The organism is Pseudomonas panipatensis (genome assembly GCF_900099785.1).
In the GTDB taxonomy this organism is placed as follows: Bacteria; Pseudomonadota; Gammaproteobacteria; order Pseudomonadales; family Pseudomonadaceae; genus Pseudomonas; species Pseudomonas panipatensis.
In genome coordinates this window covers 259,631-276,799 of sequence record NZ_FNDS01000001.1, presented here as the reverse complement: position 1 = coordinate 276,799, position 17,169 = coordinate 259,631, and the positions used below count along the sequence as shown (strand labels likewise).

Sequence of the window (17,169 nt, the reverse complement as noted above, 5' to 3'; positions counted from 1 at the left end):
GTCCGGGCTTACCCCTCGCGCCGCCGCAACAGGTAGGTGTCCATGATCCAGCCGTGCGCCTCGCGCGCGCGCTGGCGGGTGTCGCGGATGCGTTCGGCGACCTCGTCCAGGGGGCCGGCGATCAGTATCTCGTCCGCTGTGCCGAGGTAGGCGCCCCAGAAGATCTCCAGGCCCTGGCCCAGCAGTCGGGCATAGGCATCCTGCGCATCCAGCAGCACCACCAGATCATCCACACCATCCGGCATGCCGCTCTGCGCCAGGCGTCGGCCGCTGGTGATCTGCACGGCGCCGCCAATGCGGTTCAGCGGCACGCGATGGCGCGCGGTCAGGGCCTGCACGCTGCTGATGCCAGGGATGACCTCGTATTCGATGGCATGGCGGCCGCCGGCGATGATGGCGTCGAGAATGCGCAGGGTGCTGTCGTAGAGCGACGGATCGCCCCAGACCAGGAAGGCGCCGCACTCGCCGTCCGCCATCGCCTCGTCGATCAGGCGTTCGAACAGCGCCTGCTTGGCGGCATTCAGTGCAGCGACGCTGGCGGCGTAGTCGGCCACGTCGCGCGCGCGTTCGGGCAATCGGGCCTCGACCACCCGGTAGGCGCGGTCTTCGACATAGCGCTCACAGATGGCCCGGCGCAGATCGAGCAGCGCCGAGGCGCCGGCGCCCTTGTCGAGGAGGAAGAACAGGTCCGCGCGATTCAACGCCTTGACCGCCTGCACGGTCAGTTGCTCGGGATCGCCGGCGCCGATACCGATCACCAGCAGGCGCTTCATGGACGGCGGCCGTCAGCGGCAGTGGTAAGGGCTTTCGCCGGCCAGGTCCTGGTCGGCATCGACATCGTGGATCACCACGGTGGACTTGGGATAGGCCGAGCAGAGCGCGTTGCGCACGGTGTAGATACCGCTGCGGCTGGCCAGGAAGGCGTGCTTGTTGAGCTTTTTCCCGGACGCATCGACGGCGTTGAGTTCGTAGTGCCCGCGCAGGCTCATGCAGCCGCCAAGGGCCAGGCTGGCACTCAGCAGCAGGTAGATCGCTTTCATTACCTCTCCTTGTCTATCGACCGGCGTGAAGGTGGAAGCCGGTGATTTTCTGGCAGTCGGGCCTGGTTCGACCAGCACAGGAGCGTTCTGCTCAGGGCGCCCCCATGAAAAAGCCGACAGTTCGTCGGCTCATCGCAGGTCAGCGCTTGCCCATGGAGCGCCGCGAGCCGCGCGGTGCCGGCGGACGGCGAACGTCCTTGTCGTGGGCCTTGCGCGGCTGGAAGCCGGCGCCGCCGTTCTTCTGCGCGGCGAGCGCGGCCTTGGCCAGTTCGGCGAGGGACAACGGGGCTTTGTCGGGGGCGTTTTCCGCGCTGTCGTCGCGCGGCGGCTGTTCAGAGGACGTCATGGGTTCGACCGGATCGAGGATGCTTAAACGGCGGCCATGATACCCGATACGCGGGCGCCCCGCTGCTCCGCGGCCGGGTTCAGGCGACCGTCAGCGCCACCGGCTCGCTCGCCCGGGCCTGGCCGAGGCTTTCGTCGAAGCGCAGCAGACGCCCGGCGTTGGCCAGTACCAGCAGGGTACTGAGGTTGTGCAGCACGGCGGCGATCATCGCCCCGGCAGCGCCGAGCAGGCCGAAGGCGGCCGCCGCGACTATCGCCAGGGTCCAGCCGAGGCCGATCAGCACGTTGACCTGCAGGGTGCGCCGGCACTGGCGGCTGAGCCGCACGCAGGTGCCGAGGCGGCGCAGGTCGCTGCCGATCAGCACCACGTCGGCCGAGGCCAGGGCGATGTCGGCACCGCCGGCGCCCATGGCCACGCCGACCACGCCGGCCTTGAGCGCCAGCGAGTCGTTGATGCCGTCGCCGACCACCAGTGGGCGGAAGCCCTTGGCGATCTCCTGGTTGACCCGGCGCAACTTGTCCTCGGGCAGCGCCTGGGCGCTCACCTCGCCGATGCCGACTTCGCGTGCCACCGTATCGGCCACGCTCTGCCGGTCGCCGGTCAGCAGCAGTTGCCGGCCGAGGCCGAGCTGACGCAGTTCGGCCAGGGCCTGGCTGGCTTCCGGGCGCAGGCTGTCGGCCAACAGCAGCCAGGCACGGAAGCGTCCGTCCAGGGCCAGGCCGGCGATCGGGCCGTCATGCTCAGGCACCGCGGGAGTGACGATGCCAAGCTGCTTGAACAGCTCCGGCCGGCCAAGCGCGGCCTCGCCCTGCGAGGTCTCTGCGATGACGCCGAGCCCCTGGCGCTCACGGATGTCGGCCAAGGGATGGTAGGCATCATGTGGCACCAGCGCGGCCAGCGCGCGGCTGACCGGATGGCTGCTCGCCGCGCCAAGGCTGGCGGCCAACTGGCGCAGTGCCGGCGGCTCGTCCCCGGTGACCGACAGAATGCTCTGCAAGCGCAGCGCGCCGTGGGTCAGGGTGCCGGTCTTGTCGACCACCAGGGAAGTCAGGTCGGCGAGTTCCTCGAGGAACGCCGAGCTGCGGATGAGAATGCCGTGGCGCGCCGCCACGGCGATGCCGGCGATGGCCGTGGCCGGCGCCGACAGCACCAAGGCGCAGGGGCAGGCGGCGACCAGCACGGCGAGCATGGCCTGCGCGTCGTTGGTGATGAACCAGGTGACCGCGGCGATCAGCAGCACCAGCACCATGTAGCGTCCGGCGTAGCGCTCCAGCAGGCGCGTGATCGGCGGCTTGGAACGCTCGGCGCGTTGCATCAGGGCGATGACCTTGCCGAGGGTGGACTCCTCGCCGGTGCGGGTCACCTCGATGCGCAACAGGCCGTCGAGGTTGATGGCGCCACCGTAGACATCCAGGCCGGCACGCGCCTCCAGCGGCACCGATTCGCCGGTGATGGGCGCGGTGTCCAGGCTGGCCTGGCCGTCCAGCACACGGCCATCGGCCGGCACCCGGTCGCCGGCGCGCACTTCCACCTGGTCGCCGGGGCGCAGTTGGCCATTGTCCACTTCCCGCACGCTGCCATCGGCCTCGATGCGCCGCGCCTGGCTGCGGGTCAGGCGGCCGAGGGCGTCGATGGCCTCTTGCGAACCGATCACACTGCGCTCTTCGAGAATGTGCCCGAAGATCATGATGATCGGCAGCAACGCGGCGGTCATCAGGTCGCCCGTGGCCCAGGCGCCGAGCATGGCCAAGGCGATCAACTGGTCAGTGATGCCGTGCAGGCTGGGGTGCCGCAGGCTGGACCAGCCCGAGCGCAACACCGGCACCGCGACCAACAGCGAGGCGACGCCCAGGAGCATCTGCGCCACGCCTTCCTGGGCCGGCGACAGCCAGCGCCAGAGCAGGCCGAGCAGCAGCAGGCCGAGGGCGACCATCGCCAGGCTCAACTGGCGGGCGGCGGCGCGCTGCTCGTCGCGGCTGAGCATGGCGCCGGTGAGGTGGCCATGGCTGTGTCCGTGGTGGTGGTGATGCTGTGCACTCATGTCGGGGTCATTCGCTGGTCGAGCTGGACGTACTGGCGCTGCTGCCGCTGAGGGTGGCGACGGGCGGGAACAGGGTGCCGGGGCGGGTGATGTATTCCTCGGCCTCGGCCTCGCTGAGCACCCAGATCTGGTTGACCTCGCCGTTGAGGCCGCTCTTGAGGGCGACGAACTTGTCCTTCAGTTGCGGCATCAGGCCGCTAACGACGAACAGGTTGTTCTGGTTGCGGATGCGCACCGACGGCGCCACCGGGTAGCTGATGGTGCCGTCGTACATCCACAGGGTGATGATCCGCGTGAGCAGGCCCGGCTTGGGCCGCTTGAGGGTGATGACCGGGAATTGCGCGCTGTCCACCACCCCGACCAGCATGCCGGAAGGCAGTTCGCGTCCCGCTTCGGCACCCCCCGCGCAGAGCAGCAGCAGGGTGCCCAGGGCCAGCAGCCGCGCGCACAGGCTACGCAGCGGGCGCGCCCGATCCCGGGCCGTGAAGTTGCGCTGAAGTCCTTCCGCATTCATTGGTTGTCCCGCCCTTTCCATTGTTGTTCATGGGGTGTCGTGCCGCGGGCGCTTGGCGCCCACAGCGAGCCTAGCGGTTCCGCTGCACGCTGTCCGCCCATTGCTTCACAGGTGCCGCGCGGTCTCATGGTTGTGCGCCCTGGAGGATCAGGTGGCCGGCATCGCGCGGATCGACGGTGGTCACCGATGCGGCCTTGGCGAGAATCGCCGGCACCCGTTCGCGATACAGGCGCAGCAGCAGGCCAGGGTCGGCCTCCTGCTGCTGGCTGCGCGCCAGGCTGACGATGCTCGCGGTGTCGCTCTGCGCCTTGGCCAGGCGCTCGCCGGCCTGGGCATGGGCGACCTGCAGCAGACGGTCGGCCGCCTGGGTCGCGGCCTGGGTCTGCCGTGCCGCATCGTTCTGCGCGCTGGCGACGTTCTGCTCGGCCAACTGGCTGGCGGTGAGCACGGCATTGAAGGCGCTGACCGCGTCGCGCGGCAGCGAGGACTGCACGTCGACCCGCTCGATCTCGATCCCCAGTCCGCTTCCGGCGGCCTTGAGCGCCGCCAGGCTTTGATTGATGCCTTGTTGCAGATCGCCACGCAACCGCTCGCGGCGCTCGGCGACGTGGCTGTCAGCGCCGACCAGCTCCGGGCGCGCCACCAAGATGGTGTCCAGGTCACGCGAGGCGCAGACCGCCACCGCGTTGCGCGCCACCAGGCGGTCCAGCGCCGGCAGCACATGCTCGCCCTGCAGGACGTAGGCGTAGGGATCGACCACCTTGAAGAACACCCGCACGTCCAGTTGCACCACCCCGGCATCGCCGGTCAGCAGGTAGCCGGAACCCGCTGTGGCGTCGTTGGCCAGGCTGACGTCGAGATCGGCCTTCTGCGCCTGTTCCGAGCGCAGCAGGGTTTCCACCCGACGCTCGATCACCCGCTCCGCCGACGGCAGCATCACCACCTGCTCGATGGGGCGCGGCCAGGCCAGCAGCAGGCCGGGATTCTGAATGCGTTCCAGGGCGCCCATGCGCAGCACCACGGCACGGCTGTCCGGGCCGACCTGGCGCACGTTGGACAGTGCCCAGCCGAGCGCCGCCAGCAGGGTCACGCCGTAGAGCGCGACGAACGCCAGGCGCCCGGCCTGCAGCCAGGGGCTGCCGCCCTGCGCGGCCGCCTCAGTCATGGTTGCCACCGGCCTTGGCGCTCGGCGCCGGCAATTGCGGCGGACCGTCGACCAGCACGCGGAAGGGCGCGGCGTCGGTACGCAGGACCAGGCGCGTGCCGGAATTGACGATGGTGCCCAGGGTGTCCAGCGAGCGCAGCAGGTTGTACAGCTCGGGCGAGCCGGCGTAGGCCTTGGCATAGATCTGCGCGGCCTCGACCCGCGACTGTGCCTCGATATCGGCAGCCTTGACCGTGGCGTCGGCCTGCAGGATGCGCGCGTCGCGCTCGGCGGCGGAGCGGATTTCCGCGGCCTTGCGCTTGCCTTCGGCGGTGCGCTCGGTGGCGATGGTCTCGCGCTCGGCGCGCATGCGGTCGACGGTGGCGCCGAGGGTGACCGACGGCAGGGTCAGGCGTTCGACGCCGACCTGCAGGACGCGCACGCCGTAGGTGTCGAGCAGTTGCTTGTCGATCTGCCCCCGCAGGCGCTGCTCGAAATCGGCGATGCGCACCTTGCCGGCGTCGGTGTTCACCAACTCGGCCAGGTCGAAGCCGCTGGCGCTGGTCTCCAGCGCCGAGCCGACGAAGGTGCGGATCTGCCGCGCCGCTTCGTCCGGCTGGTTCTGCACCGCGCGCATGAAGCGTTGCACGCTGGCCGGATCGGGCTGCACCTGCCAGGCGACATAGGCCTGGACGATGATGCGCAGGCCGTCGCGGGTGCCGACGTCCTGCAGACCGCTGGAGGTGGTGCGCAGGCGCAGATCGACGGGAATCGCCGCCTCGAAGGGGATCGGCAGGCGCCAGGCCAGGCCAGGCTGCAGCAGCACCCGCGACGGATTGCCGAAACGGGTGATCACCGTGGCCTCGCCGGAACGCACCTGCACCAGGCAGGCGGTGGCGGCGGCGAACAGCACCAGCAACGCGGCCAGGCCGGCACGGCGCCAGGGGAAGGGGCTGGGGCCTTGGTCGTCATGGCCATGCGCGTGCTGATGGCCGTGCTCGTGATGCGCGTGGTCATGCTCATGAGCATGGGCGTGATCGTGGTCGTGACCCGCATGGGTGTGCGACGAACTCAAGGGACGAGCTCCTGGCTAGGGGTGGAGGCAGGCCGGCCACGCGCCGGGTCGATGGGCGTGGCGAAGCTGCGCAGATCGAGGGTCGGCGCGTCGGCGGCGCTCAGGCGGTGATCGATGATCAAGACGCGGGCATTGCCCAGGCCCTGGCCGAGCTGGGCCAGATACTGCTCCAGCAGGAAGGCCTGGCCGGCGCTCTGCCAGGCCTTGCGTTCGGCGCCGAAGCGCAGCTCGGCGGCTTGCGCCCCGGCGAGGTTGTCACGGGCGTCGGCATTCGCCTTGTCCACCGCCACGCTGGCGGCCAGCTGCGCCGCACTGGTCTGTTCGGCGGCCTTGCCGCGCTCGCGGGAAATCAGCGCCTGGGCGGTGATCTGCGCCGCCTGCACGGCATGGTAGGCGTTGGCCGCGCCGGCCGGCGGGTGGATGGCCTCGACCACGGTGGCGAGGATTTCCACGCCGCAGTCGAGACGGTCCAGGTCGGCCTGCACGGCCTTGCCGATATCGCTGGCCAGGGCGTCACGCTGGCCGCCCAGCACGCCATCCAAGGTGCGCGAGGCGAAATCGTGGACCAGTACCCGGCTGGCGGTACTGCGGATCAGCGCCGGCACATCGGCGCTGTGGTAGGTCGCCGCCAGCGCCGCCCGATCGCTGAGGCCGATGCGATAGACGAAGCGCACGTCCATGTTCACCACCTGGAAGCTCTGCTTGCCGTCCGCGGCACTGGCGATGACCTGGGATTTTTCACTGACGTGGGAGGCATCCCACAGGCGGTTGGCAGCGTCCGGCGCCGGTCCTTCGGCGGCGCTCGGCTCATCGGCGGCAGTGGCCTCGCCGGAGGTGGCCAGTTCGTGGATCACGCCGTTCTCGACGGCGATCAGCCGCCCGAACGGCCACGGCAGCCCCAGGTGCAGGCCGGGTTGCAGCACGGCTTCCGGCTTGCCGAAACGCTCGTAGACACCACGGCCGTTCATGGGAATTTCCTGGATGCCGGTGAGCAGCCAGCCGACCACGGCGATCAGCGCGGCCACCGGCAAGAAGGCGCGGCGCATGAAAGCGAAGGCCCAGACCTGGCGCAGGTCGATACCGAAGCGCTGCTGCAGTTCGTCCTGGAGGAACTGCAGCGGCCGCGGCGGCCAGCGCAATTGCTGGGCGATCAGACTTTCCCCGACCAGGCGCGGCTCGAGGCTGTCGCGCTGCGGGCTGAACACCGAGAGCAGCGCGCGCAAGGCCAGCTCCAGGGCCACCGCCGCCGGCAGCAACCCGGCCAGCACCAGCAGGCGCTGCGGCCAGGCGCTGTCGGCGCTGGCGAACAGCAGCCCGAGCAGCGACAGCAGTTGCACGCCGATCACCATCCGCACCAGCGGCGCCAGGCCAACGCCCTCGGGCCATTGCGCTGGCGCATTGGCGGCGAAGTGACGCTCCAGCACCAGCAGGGCGAAGGCCGCGGCCAACAGCAAGCCGGCGCCGAGATAGGCCGCCTGACCAAGGGCCTTGCCGGGCAACGCCAGGTTCCAGCCGCCACGCACCATCAGCAATGCCGCCAGCGCCAAGCCCCCCAGCCAGAGCGCGCCCAGACCGATGCGCCGCAGCAGCGAGCGCAGGCCTCGGCCAAGGGTGTCGAGAAAGCGGTCGTAGGCACTGAGTTGCGCGGGCGCAATGGCCTCGGCGCCGGCCTGTGCCTCTTTGCGCCAGCGCGCGAAGGGCACTGCCGCCTGGCCGAGCGCCGCGGCGCGCCAGGCATCCACGCGCCAGCCGGACTGCGCAGCGGCGGCCAGCAGCAGCAAAGCGGCGGCGTTGTTGCACAGCAGCGGCACCCAGGGGGAATCAGCGGCGAACAGGCCGATGAGGATCGCCAGGAGAAACAGCGACCCGGCCAGCAGGCCCGCGGACAGGGCCAGGACGAACAGACGGCGGGCATGCGGCGCGGCCTGCTGGAAACGCGGCAGCGCCTGCAGGTCCTCACCCGCGGTGTCCAGGTCGACTCTCATTGCAACTCCAAAAAGGCGGCCCCGGCGGGGGCCGGCCGGTACATCGGTCGGTAGAGGGCTGGCCAGCGCACGCCAGTAGCCCGCCGCGCGGCGGAGAAATGTAACCTTATAACGCTCGGGGTGGAATTCTCGTTCAACACCGCGGCAAAGGAAAGCGCGGCGTGAGCCCTGGCGCTGATTTGCCGAGCGCCCGAGGCGCGATCTATCTTGATCCCTCGCCCAACCGCAACCGAGGTGCAGCATGAGTACCCTGCGCGATTCGCTCGCCGGCTTTCCCCGCCTGGAACTGATCGGCGCAGCGACGCCGCTGGACAGACTGGAGCGACTCTCGGCGCGCCTGGGGCGGGAAATCTACGTCAAGCGCGATGACCTCACCCCGCTGGCGCTGGGCGGCAACAAGGTGCGCAAGCTCGAGTTCCTCGCCGCCGATGCCCTGCGAGTCGGCGCCGACACCCTGGTGACCGCCGGCGCCATCCAATCCAACCATGTGCGCCAGACCGCCGCGCTGGCTGCCCGCCTCGGCCTGGGTTGCGTCGCCCTGCTGGAAAACCCCATCGGCACGACGGACGCCAACTACCTGAGCAACGGCAACCGCCTGCTGCTCGATCTGTTCGGCGCCGAGGTGGAGGCGGTGGACAACCTGGACAACGCCGACGCCCTGCTGCAAGCCTGCGCCGAACGCCTGCGCGGCCAGGGCCGCCAGCCCTACCTGGTGCCCATCGGCGGCTCCAATGCGCTCGGCGCGCTGGGCTACGTGCGGGCAGGCCTGGAACTGGCGCAACAGGTGCGCGCCAGCGGCCGCCAGTTCGCCGCCGTGGTGCTCGCCTCCGGCAGCGCCGGTACCCACGCGGGCCTGGCCCTGGCGCTGGCCGAGGCACTGCCGGAAACCCGCGTGGTCGGCGTCACGGTGTCACGCAGCGAGGCGGCGCAGCGGCCCAAGGTGGAGGGGCTGGCGCAACGCACCGCGGAACTGCTCGGCCGCCCCCTCGCCGCCCATTTCAGCATCGAACTCTGGGACGCTTACTTCGGCCCGCGCTACGGCGAGCCCAACCCCGGCACCCTCGACGCCGTGCGCCTGCTGGCATCCCAGGAAGGGCTGCTGCTCGACCCGGTGTACACCGGCAAAGCCATGGCCGGGCTGCTCGATGGCATCGCCCGGCAGCGTTTCGCCGAGGGCCCGCTGCTGTTCCTGCACACCGGCGGCGCTCCCGCGCTGTTCGCCTACCACCCGGCGATGTAAGAGAATTCGCATATTCATAAGACTTTTTATTATTTCATCGCATAAGCGTTGCGCCCCTATAGTCGACCGGCCTTGACTAACCTGCTTAAGAAAACCGGAACGAGGGCAATCATGAACGTCTCCATCCTGCGACGCGGCTTCATCTTCGCTAGCCTGACCCTGGCCCTCGGCGCCAGCCTGATCGGCCCGGCCTCGGCCGATGAGGATCTGCTCAAGCAGATCCAGCACAACGGCAGCATCAAGGTCGGCCTGGAAGGCACCTATCCCCCCTTCAGCTTCGTCGATGAGAGCGGCAAGCTCAGCGGTTTCGAAGTCGAGTTCGCCGACCTGCTGGCCAAGGAGCTGGGCGTCAGCGCCAAGTTCCAGCCGACCAAATGGGACGGCATCCTCGCCGCGCTGGAATCCAAGCGCCTCGATGTGGTGATCAACCAGGTGACCATCTCCGAGGAGCGCAAGAAGAAATACGACTTCTCCGAGCCCTACACCGTCTCCGGCATCCAGGCCCTGACCCGCAAAGGCGAGGAAGGCAAGTACGCCAAGCCGGCCGATCTGGCTGGAGTGAAGGTCGGCGTCGGCCTGGGCACCAACTACGAGCAGTGGCTGAAGCAGAACGTGCCGCAGGCCGATGTGCGCACCTACGAGGACGACCCGAGCAAATTCCAGGACCTGCGCAGCGGACGCATCGACGTGATCCTCGTCGACCGCCTGGCGGCCTTCGACATGGTCAACAAGACCAATGGCGCCATGGCCCTGACCGGCGCGCCCTTCGCCCGCCAGGAAGCCGGCATCGCCCTGCGCAAGGGCAACCCGGAACTGCTCGCGGCGCTGAACAAGGCCATCGACAAACTGCGCGCCGACGGCACCCTGAAGACGCTGTCGGAAAAGTGGTTCAAGGCTGACGTGACCCAATGATCGACGCAAGCCTGCAGCTTGCGCTGGATTCCGCGCCCTTTCTGCTCAAGGGCGCGGTCTTCACGGTAGTCCTCAGTGTCGGCGGCATGTTCTTCGGACTGCTGTTGGGTTTTCTGCTGGCGCTGATGCGTCTCTACGGCATGACCGCGCTACGCTGGCTCGCGCGTATCTATGTGTCGTTCTTCCGCGGCACGCCGCTGCTGGTCCAGCTGTTCATGATCTATTACGGCCTGCCACAACTGGGCATCGAACTCGATCCGCTGCCAGCGGCGCTGATCGGCTTCTCGCTGAACATGGCCGCCTACGTCTGCGAAATCCTCCGCGCCGCCATCGGCTCCATCGACCGCGGCCAGTGGGAGGCAGCGTCGAGCATCGGCATGACGCGGGCACAGACCCTGCGCCGGGTGATCCTGCCGCAGGCCGCGCGCACCGCCCTGCCGCCACTGGGCAACAGCTTCATCTCGCTGGTCAAGGACACCGCCCTGGCCGCCACCATCCAGGTGCCGGAACTGTTCCGTCAGGCGCAACTGATCACCGCACGGACCTTCGAGGTCTTCACCATGTACCTCACCGCCGCGCTGCTCTACTGGGTGCTCGCCAGCATCCTGGCGCACCTGCAGAACCGCCTCGAAGATCGGGTCAACCGCCATGACCGGGAGCAAGAGGCATGATCGAAGTGCGCAAGCTGACCAAGGTGTTCAACGGCCAGGAAGTGCTCAAGGGCATCGACCTGAGCGTCGACGCCGGCGAAGTGGTGGCGATCATCGGCCCCAGCGGCTCGGGCAAGACCACCCTGCTGCGCTGCCTGAACCTGTTGGAAACCCCCAGCGGCGGCAGCATCCGCGTCGGCGAGATAGAGATCGATGCCTCGCGCCCGCTGAGCAGCCAGCAGGCGCTGATCCGCACACTGCGCCAGCACGTCGGCTTCGTCTTCCAGAACTTCAACCTGTTCCCCCACCGCACGGCGCTGGAAAACGTCATCGAAGGCCCGATCGTGGTCAAGAAGGAACCCCGCGCCAGCGCCATTCAGCGCGCCCGCGCGTTGCTGGCCAAAGTGGGCCTGGCCGGCAAGGAAGACGCCTACCCCAAGCGCCTGTCCGGCGGCCAGCAGCAGCGCGTGGCCATCGCCCGCGCCCTGGCCATGCAGCCTGACGTGATCCTCTTCGACGAGCCCACCTCGGCGCTCGACCCGGAACTGGTCGGTGAAGTCCTCGCGACCATCCGCGGCCTGGCCCAGGAAAAACGCACCATGGTCATCGTCACCCACGAGATGAGCTTCGCCCGCGACGTGGCGAACCGCGCCATCTTTATCGACAAGGGCCTGATCGTCGAACAAGGCGACGCCAAGGCGCTGTTCGCCACCCCACGCGAAGAGCGGACGCGGCAATTCCTCAGCAAGTTCCTCAATCCAGGCGCCTCTGCCTGACAGAGAAAAATCCATTTATTCGATCAATATCCTCGGATATTTGCGCTTTTATATCGATAAAATCTGATCCAGTATTGCCTCCACGAACCGCACCGACCGGTCCAAGACCGGCCGGCGCCCCAAGAGGAGTCATCCCATGATCGAACGCAGACCCTTCCAGCAACTCGGCGGCGCCAACCACGGCTGGCTCAACGCCAAGCACCACTTCTCCTTCGCCGAGTACTACGACCCCGAGCGCGAAAGCTGGGGCCGCCTGCGCGTCTGGAACGACGACGAAATCGCCGCCGGCACTGGTTTCCCGCCGCACCCGCATCGCGAGATGGAGATCGTCACCTACGTCCGTCAGGGCGCGATCACCCACCAGGACAGCCTGGGCAACAAAGGGCGCACCGAAGCGGGCGACGTACAGGTGATGAGCGCCGGCAGCGGTATCGTCCACTCCGAGTACAACCTGGAGAAGGAAGTGACCAAGATCTTCCAGATCTGGATCATTCCTTCGGTGCGCGGCGGCACGCCTTCCTGGGGCGCCAAGCCTTTCCCCAAGGGCGATCGCGCCGGCCGCTTCGTGACCCTGGCCAGCGGCTACGAGAGCGACAACGACGCTCTGCGCATCCGCGCCGAGGGTCGCCTGGTGGCCGCCACCCTGAAGGCCGGACAAAGCGCCGAGTACGAGCTGGGCAGCGAACGCCGTGCCTACCTGGTGCCGGCGACAGGCAAGGTGGAGGTCAACGGTGTCACCCTGGAAGCCCGTGATGGCGCGGCCATTGCCGACGAGACGGTGGTGCGTGTGACGGCGATCGAGGACAGCGAAGTGATTCTGGTGGATATCGCCTGATCGTCGCAGGAACGAAAAAGGGCACGCCGAGGCGTGCCCTTTTTCATGTCGAGGTGGTGGACCGAAGGAGGATCGAACTCCCGACCTCCGCATTGCGAACGCGGCGCTCTCCCAGCTGAGCTATCGGCCCGAGGTAGCAAGAATCTAGCCTAGGCACCGCACGCAGGCAATGCCCGACTCAGCGCTTGCGGCACAGGCTCATGCCATCGCCCAGCGGCAGCAGCGAATAGTCCACGCGCTCATCGTGCTTGAGCGCCAGATTCAGTTGCTGGATGGCTCGGGTGTCTTCGCTTTGCGGCTGGCGCTCCAGCACCCGGCCGCTCCACAGCACGTTATCGAAGATCAGCAGGCCACCTGCGCGCAGCAAGGTCAGCGCCTGCTCCAGATAGCGCGGGTAGTTCGCCTTGTCGGCGTCGATGAAGGCGATATCGAAGCTGCCGCCCTGCCCGTCCCTTTCGAGTGCTTCGAGGGTTTCCAGGGCCGGACCGAGGCGCAGTTCGATGCGCGTTTCCACACCGGCCTCCCGCCAGTAAGAGCGCGCGGTGGCATTGTAATCGCCTGCCAAGTCACAACAGAGGATGGAGCCCTCCGCCGGTAGCGCTTCGGCCATGCACAGGGCGCTATAGCCAGTGAAGGTGCCGACCTCGAGTATTCGCCGCGCCCCGGTCAGCTTGACCAACAGAGCGAGGAACTGCCCCTGCTCGGGCGCAATCTGCCAACGCGCCATCGGCAAGGCCGCGGTTTCCGCCCGCAGGCGAGCCTTCAGCGGGGTATCGCGCAAGGAAACATCGAGCAGATACTGGTAGAGCGCGTCGTCGAGATTGAGTGTGCGGGTCGTCATGCCGCCTCCCGGAGATCAGGGGTGCAGGGCGACACTCTGGCTGGCGAGCACGCGCTTGGCGTTGAGAAAAGCCTTCTGCCAATAGGTGCTGTCCAGGCTGTCCAGGCGCACAGTGCCTCCGGTTCTGGGGGCATGCACGAATCGCCCTTCGCCGACATAAATACCGGCATGGCTGACATTACGTCCACCACCAGTGGCAAAGAACACCACATCGCCACTCTGCAGTTCGCTACGGGACACATCGGGCGCAGACATGCTGATCATTTCGCGCGTCGAACGTGGTAGCTGCAGGCCGGTGGCATCACGGTACACGTAGTCGATCAGGCCGCTGCAATCGAAACCGCCGTCGGGAGTATTACCCCCCCAGCGGTAGGGCGTACCGACCAGGCCGATCGCGCGGATGAGAACGTCATCAGCCGCTTGCGAGCTGAAGCCGTTGTTGGCGGGCGCGTAGACCACCGGAGGCGGTGCTGGTGGAGTGTGACTGGCGCAGGCGGCCAGCAATGCAATTGCAGCGAGCGTCGCAATGCGAAGGGAGGTATGCATAGTGATGGCATCCCCGATTCAGGAGTGCCATCACTTTGCACCGTCATAGAGTTAAGCGCAATACTTAAAGTAAAACTTTAAGTTCAGCGGCTAACCGTCTGCCGTGCCTCGTAACCTGGTTCGAGCACGCGCTTGGCTTCCATGTAGCTCAAACGCCAGTAACTCTCGTCCAGGCTGTCCACTCGTACACCACCGCCACGGCGGCTTGCCGAATGGATGAACTGGCCATCACCGATATAAATGCCGGCGTGGCTGACCCGTCCGCGTCCACGATTGTTGAAGAAGATCAGGTCGCCCGGTTGCAGGTCGTCTTTCGAGACCAGCGGGACGTCCATATTGATCATCTCTCGCGTGGAACGCGGAAGGTTGATTCCAGCCTCTTCTCGGAAAAGATATCCAACGAAGCCGCTGCAATCGAATCCAGTTTGTTCCGAACGCCCTCCGAACCGATACGGCGTACCGATCAGTGCGAAAGCGCGATCCAGAATACCCGAGACCCGCCCTGACGAGTCTCCACTATCATTTCCTGCCCCCTCGTCTGCTACACCCGCCAGCGTTGCCTTATGGTGGCCAATCTGAATCGCGTTTCCGGTGGCCTGCGCTACGGCTGCCTGATCCAGTTGCGATTCCGGCGAATGGCTGGCACAAGCGGCCAGCAGCAAGACGAAACTCATGGGCACGAGGGGTGCGAAGCGTTTAAGCATGGGCACGACCGTGTCTCATTAGTTCCATTAGCGGGCTAATTTGCCCGCTCGATCGATCCGATGCAAGTTTTTTATCAAGAAATGTGACTTATCAGACGCGGCAAAATGTCTAAGGCTCGTCCAACAATTTTTACATCGACTCTTGCGCTCAGTTCCGTGGGCGCCGGATTGATCTCGACGGTGAAGCCTCCACGGGCCTGAGTACGCAGTACCGGCTCGACGATATAGGGGAAGCTCGCCGTAGTCCCCACCAGCATCACCAGATCGAAACCCTTGCGCAGTTCCGTATAGAGGCTGTCGATCGCTGCTTCCGGCAGCATCTCCTCGAACAGCACCACCGGTGGGCGCAACTCCCCACCGCAAGCGGCGCAGCGCGGCGGCAACGAACGCTGCAGATGTTCTTCCAGCGCGTCGCTTTCGGCGCCACAGGACTGGCAATACAGCGGCCGCAATTCGCCGTGTATCTCGATCAGGCGCTCGCTGGGCGATCCGGCCCGGCGATGGAAGCCGTCGATATTCTGCGTGAGCACCCAGCACTCCGGCTTCAACCGCTGAAGCTCGGCGATCGCCAAGTGTCCGGCATTGGGCGCGGCATTCAAGCAGGCCCGGCCCAGCTCGGCAAGGTATTTCCAGCACAAGGCGGGATCGCGGCGCAGCATCGGGCCGGAAATCACCGCCTCGATGGGGATGCCTTCGGCGGTGACACCGTTGTACAGCCCGCCAAGCCCGCGATAAGTCGGCATACCGGAATCGGCGGAAAGGCCCGCTCCGGTGATGACCAGAATGCGCGTGGCGCCTCGCAGTGCGGCCAGGGTACGTTCGATGGCCGGCTCCATGTCGCTCTGCATGCCCATCTCCATTCCCCTCCTCCGCGCTGCAGCGCCCGGTCTCAGTGGTTGACCGTGTGCGCCAGCATCACCGACAACTGGCACAACGGCCGCCCACTCTGCTCATGCCATTGGTTGAAGGCGGCCTGCACGGCGGCAAGGTCTTTCTGGCTGGTCGGCGCCTTGTCGATGATTTCCTGCGCCTTGAGCGCAGCGACCATATCGTCGGTGGGGATAAAGGTGTCCTTGCCTGCCATACGCAGCAGGCGAGGCGCTGATAGCCCACCAAGCTGGTTGCCGCGTTTCGCCAGGAGCTTCCACAGGCCAACGATATCGGTTACCGGCCAATCCGCCAGCAGCTTGCCGAAACTGCCATATTCGCGGGCGATATCGAGGACCATCTGGGCATTGCGCGGCACGCTCTTGAGCTTGCCCAGGTGGCGGATCAATCGCGCATCCTGCATGAGGTTTTCCAGACGTTCGCCGCCCATCAACACAACTTTCTCCGGATCGAAACCGAAGAACACCTCCTCGAAAGCCGGCCACTTGGCGTCCACCAGGCTGTGCTTGAGGCCGGCACGGAAGATGCGCAGGCTGATCAGCGAGAGGTAGCGGTCATCGCTCAGCGCGCACAGCTCTGCCGGCGTTTTCGGCATCGGCAAGCGAGCCTCCAGGGCTTCCTTGGAGCCGAAACGGTTCAGGCAGTACTCGTAGAGCCATTGGTAGTCGCGCATGGACGGTCCTTGTTTGGCTGAACCATGGCTATCGCAGCGCGACAGCCATCCCGGGCAGCAGTTGTTCAGAGACTCATGACATCGAGGAAACGCGGCGTGGCGTTGTCGTCGACGCGCAGGCTGGCGAAGTCGAACAGGTTGCGGTCGGCGAGCTGCGAGGGCACCACGTTCTGCAAGGCGCGGAACATGATCTCGGTGCGCCCCGGCGACTTGCGCTCCCATTCCAGGAGCATTTCCTTGACCACCTGGCGCTGCAGGTTTTCCTGCGAGCCGCAGAGGTTGCACGGAATGATCGGGAATTCCTTGAGCACCGAATAGGCTTCGATGTCCTTCTCGCTGCAGTAAGCCAGCGGGCGGATCACCACGTTACGACCGTCGTCGGAGAGCAGCTTTGGCGGCATGGCCTTGAGGGTGCCGCCGTAGAACATATTAAGGAAGAAGGTTTCCAGGATGTCGTCGCGGTGGTGCCCGAGCGCCATCTTGGTCGCACCGATCTCGTCGGCGTAGGTGTACAGGGTGCCACGACGCAGCCGCGAGCACAGCGAGCAAGTGGTCTTGCCCTCGGGGATCTTCTCCTTCACCACCGAATAGGTGTCTTTCTCGATGATGTGGTAGGGCACGCCAATGGACTCCAGGTACTGCGGCAGCACGTGCTCGGGGAAACCGGGCTGCTTCTGGTCCATGTTCACCGCCACCAGCTCGAACTTGATCGGCGCCACTTTCTGCAGGTACAGCAGAATATCGAGCATGGTGTAGCTGTCCTTGCCGCCGGACAGGCAGACCATGACCTTGTCACCGTCCTCGATCATGTTGAAGTCGGCGATGGCTTCGCCTGCCTGGCGACGCAGGCGTTTCTGCAGTTTGTTCTGATTGACCGAAAGGGTGCCCATGGTGCTGTGGAATCCGCGGATAAGACGAAAAGCTGGCTATTTTACGCACAAAGCGACGCGCACCCCAGC

Annotated in this window: 19 protein-coding genes and 1 tRNA gene; 5 read left to right on the top strand and 15 right to left on the bottom strand. The window is 66.6% G+C overall.

Going from position 1 to position 17,169, the window contains the following annotated elements; all coding sequences use genetic code 11:
• Positions 1–8 precede the first annotated feature (8 nt).
• From cobF to hflK (BLQ74_RS01325), 8 genes are all read right to left on the bottom strand, one after another.
• The gene (gene cobF, locus BLQ74_RS01360; RefSeq protein ID WP_090260057.1) at positions 9–773 is read right to left on the bottom strand and encodes a precorrin-6A synthase (deacetylating); all 765 of its coding nucleotides are present in this window, start codon (positions 771–773) and stop codon (positions 9–11) included.
• A gap of 12 nt (positions 774–785) precedes the next feature.
• A complete protein-coding gene (locus BLQ74_RS01355) occupies positions 786–1,040 on the bottom strand; it encodes a hypothetical protein (RefSeq protein ID WP_090260055.1) in 255 nt (84 codons plus the stop codon).
• A gap of 139 nt (positions 1,041–1,179) precedes the next feature.
• The gene (locus BLQ74_RS01350; protein ID WP_090260053.1) at positions 1,180–1,386 is read right to left on the bottom strand and encodes a hypothetical protein; all 207 of its coding nucleotides are present in this window, start codon (positions 1,384–1,386) and stop codon (positions 1,180–1,182) included.
• Positions 1,387–1,465: 79 nt separating this feature from the next.
• A complete protein-coding gene (locus BLQ74_RS01345; protein ID WP_090260051.1) occupies positions 1,466–3,427 on the bottom strand; it encodes a heavy metal translocating P-type ATPase in 1,962 nt (653 codons plus the stop codon).
• Between the two features lie 7 nt (positions 3,428–3,434).
• Positions 3,435–3,941: a hypothetical protein gene (locus BLQ74_RS01340; protein WP_244507126.1), complete on the bottom strand. Its 507-nt coding sequence runs from the start codon at positions 3,939–3,941 to the stop codon at positions 3,435–3,437.
• A gap of 124 nt (positions 3,942–4,065) precedes the next feature.
• Positions 4,066–5,106 (bottom strand): protease modulator HflK, encoded by a 1,041-nt coding sequence (gene hflK / locus BLQ74_RS01335; protein ID WP_090260048.1) that lies wholly within the window; start codon positions 5,104–5,106, stop codon positions 4,066–4,068.
• Positions 5,099–6,160 (bottom strand): protease modulator HflC, encoded by a 1,062-nt coding sequence (gene hflC, locus BLQ74_RS01330; protein WP_090260046.1) that lies wholly within the window; start codon positions 6,158–6,160, stop codon positions 5,099–5,101. The genes hflK (BLQ74_RS01335) and hflC overlap by 8 nt, the downstream gene beginning before the upstream one ends.
• Positions 6,157–8,145 carry a protease modulator HflK gene (gene hflK, locus BLQ74_RS01325; RefSeq protein WP_090260044.1) on the bottom strand — a complete coding sequence of 663 codons (1,989 nt, stop codon included), beginning with the start codon at positions 8,143–8,145 and terminating at the stop codon, positions 6,157–6,159. The genes hflC and hflK (BLQ74_RS01325) overlap by 4 nt, the downstream gene beginning before the upstream one ends.
• 241 nt (positions 8,146–8,386) lie before the next feature.
• Here hflK (BLQ74_RS01325) and BLQ74_RS01320 point away from each other — a divergent pair, with 241 nt between their 5' ends.
• The 5 genes from BLQ74_RS01320 to BLQ74_RS01300 all read left to right on the top strand — a co-directional run bounded on the left by BLQ74_RS01320 (position 8,387) and on the right by BLQ74_RS01300 (position 12,558).
• Entirely contained in the window at positions 8,387–9,385 is a 999-nt protein-coding gene (locus BLQ74_RS01320) for a D-cysteine desulfhydrase (RefSeq protein ID WP_090260042.1), read from the top strand.
• A 111-nt stretch (positions 9,386–9,496) separates the two neighbouring features.
• Entirely contained in the window at positions 9,497–10,297 is an 801-nt protein-coding gene (gene tcyJ / locus BLQ74_RS01315; protein WP_090260040.1) for a cystine ABC transporter substrate-binding protein, read from the top strand.
• Positions 10,294–10,968, top strand: a complete 675-nt coding sequence (gene tcyL / locus BLQ74_RS01310) for a cystine ABC transporter permease (protein ID WP_090260038.1) — start codon at positions 10,294–10,296, stop codon at positions 10,966–10,968. Before tcyJ ends, tcyL begins: the two co-directional genes overlap by 4 nt.
• A complete protein-coding gene (tcyN, locus tag BLQ74_RS01305; protein ID WP_090260036.1) occupies positions 10,965–11,723 on the top strand; it encodes an L-cystine ABC transporter ATP-binding protein TcyN in 759 nt (252 codons plus the stop codon). The genes tcyL and tcyN overlap by 4 nt, the downstream gene beginning before the upstream one ends.
• A 136-nt stretch (positions 11,724–11,859) precedes the next feature.
• The gene (locus BLQ74_RS01300; protein WP_090260034.1) at positions 11,860–12,558 is read left to right on the top strand and encodes a pirin family protein; all 699 of its coding nucleotides are present in this window, start codon (positions 11,860–11,862) and stop codon (positions 12,556–12,558) included.
• 54 nt (positions 12,559–12,612) lie between these two features.
• Here BLQ74_RS01300 and BLQ74_RS01295 read toward each other — a convergent pair.
• From BLQ74_RS01295 to ttcA, 7 genes are all read right to left on the bottom strand, one after another.
• Positions 12,613–12,688, bottom strand: a tRNA-Ala gene (locus tag BLQ74_RS01295).
• A 48-nt stretch (positions 12,689–12,736) separates the two neighbouring features.
• Positions 12,737–13,399: an O-methyltransferase gene (locus BLQ74_RS01290; protein WP_090260032.1), complete on the bottom strand. Its 663-nt coding sequence runs from the start codon at positions 13,397–13,399 to the stop codon at positions 12,737–12,739.
• A gap of 15 nt (positions 13,400–13,414) precedes the next feature.
• Positions 13,415–13,945: a C40 family peptidase gene (locus BLQ74_RS01285; protein ID WP_090260030.1), complete on the bottom strand. Its 531-nt coding sequence runs from the start codon at positions 13,943–13,945 to the stop codon at positions 13,415–13,417.
• Positions 13,946–14,028: 83 nt separating this feature from the next.
• Positions 14,029–14,655: a C40 family peptidase gene (locus BLQ74_RS01280; protein WP_090260028.1), complete on the bottom strand. Its 627-nt coding sequence runs from the start codon at positions 14,653–14,655 to the stop codon at positions 14,029–14,031.
• Positions 14,656–14,723: 68 nt separating this feature from the next.
• Positions 14,724–15,485 carry an NAD-dependent deacylase gene (locus tag BLQ74_RS01275; protein WP_090261139.1) on the bottom strand — a complete coding sequence of 254 codons (762 nt, stop codon included), beginning with the start codon at positions 15,483–15,485 and terminating at the stop codon, positions 14,724–14,726.
• Between the two features lie 53 nt (positions 15,486–15,538).
• Positions 15,539–16,210, bottom strand: coding sequence for a DNA-3-methyladenine glycosylase I (locus tag BLQ74_RS01270; protein WP_090260026.1), 672 nt, complete (start codon positions 16,208–16,210; stop codon positions 15,539–15,541).
• Between the two features lie 65 nt (positions 16,211–16,275).
• Entirely contained in the window at positions 16,276–17,100 is an 825-nt protein-coding gene (ttcA, locus tag BLQ74_RS01265) for a tRNA 2-thiocytidine(32) synthetase TtcA (RefSeq protein WP_090260024.1), read from the bottom strand.
• Positions 17,101–17,169 lie beyond the last annotated feature (69 nt).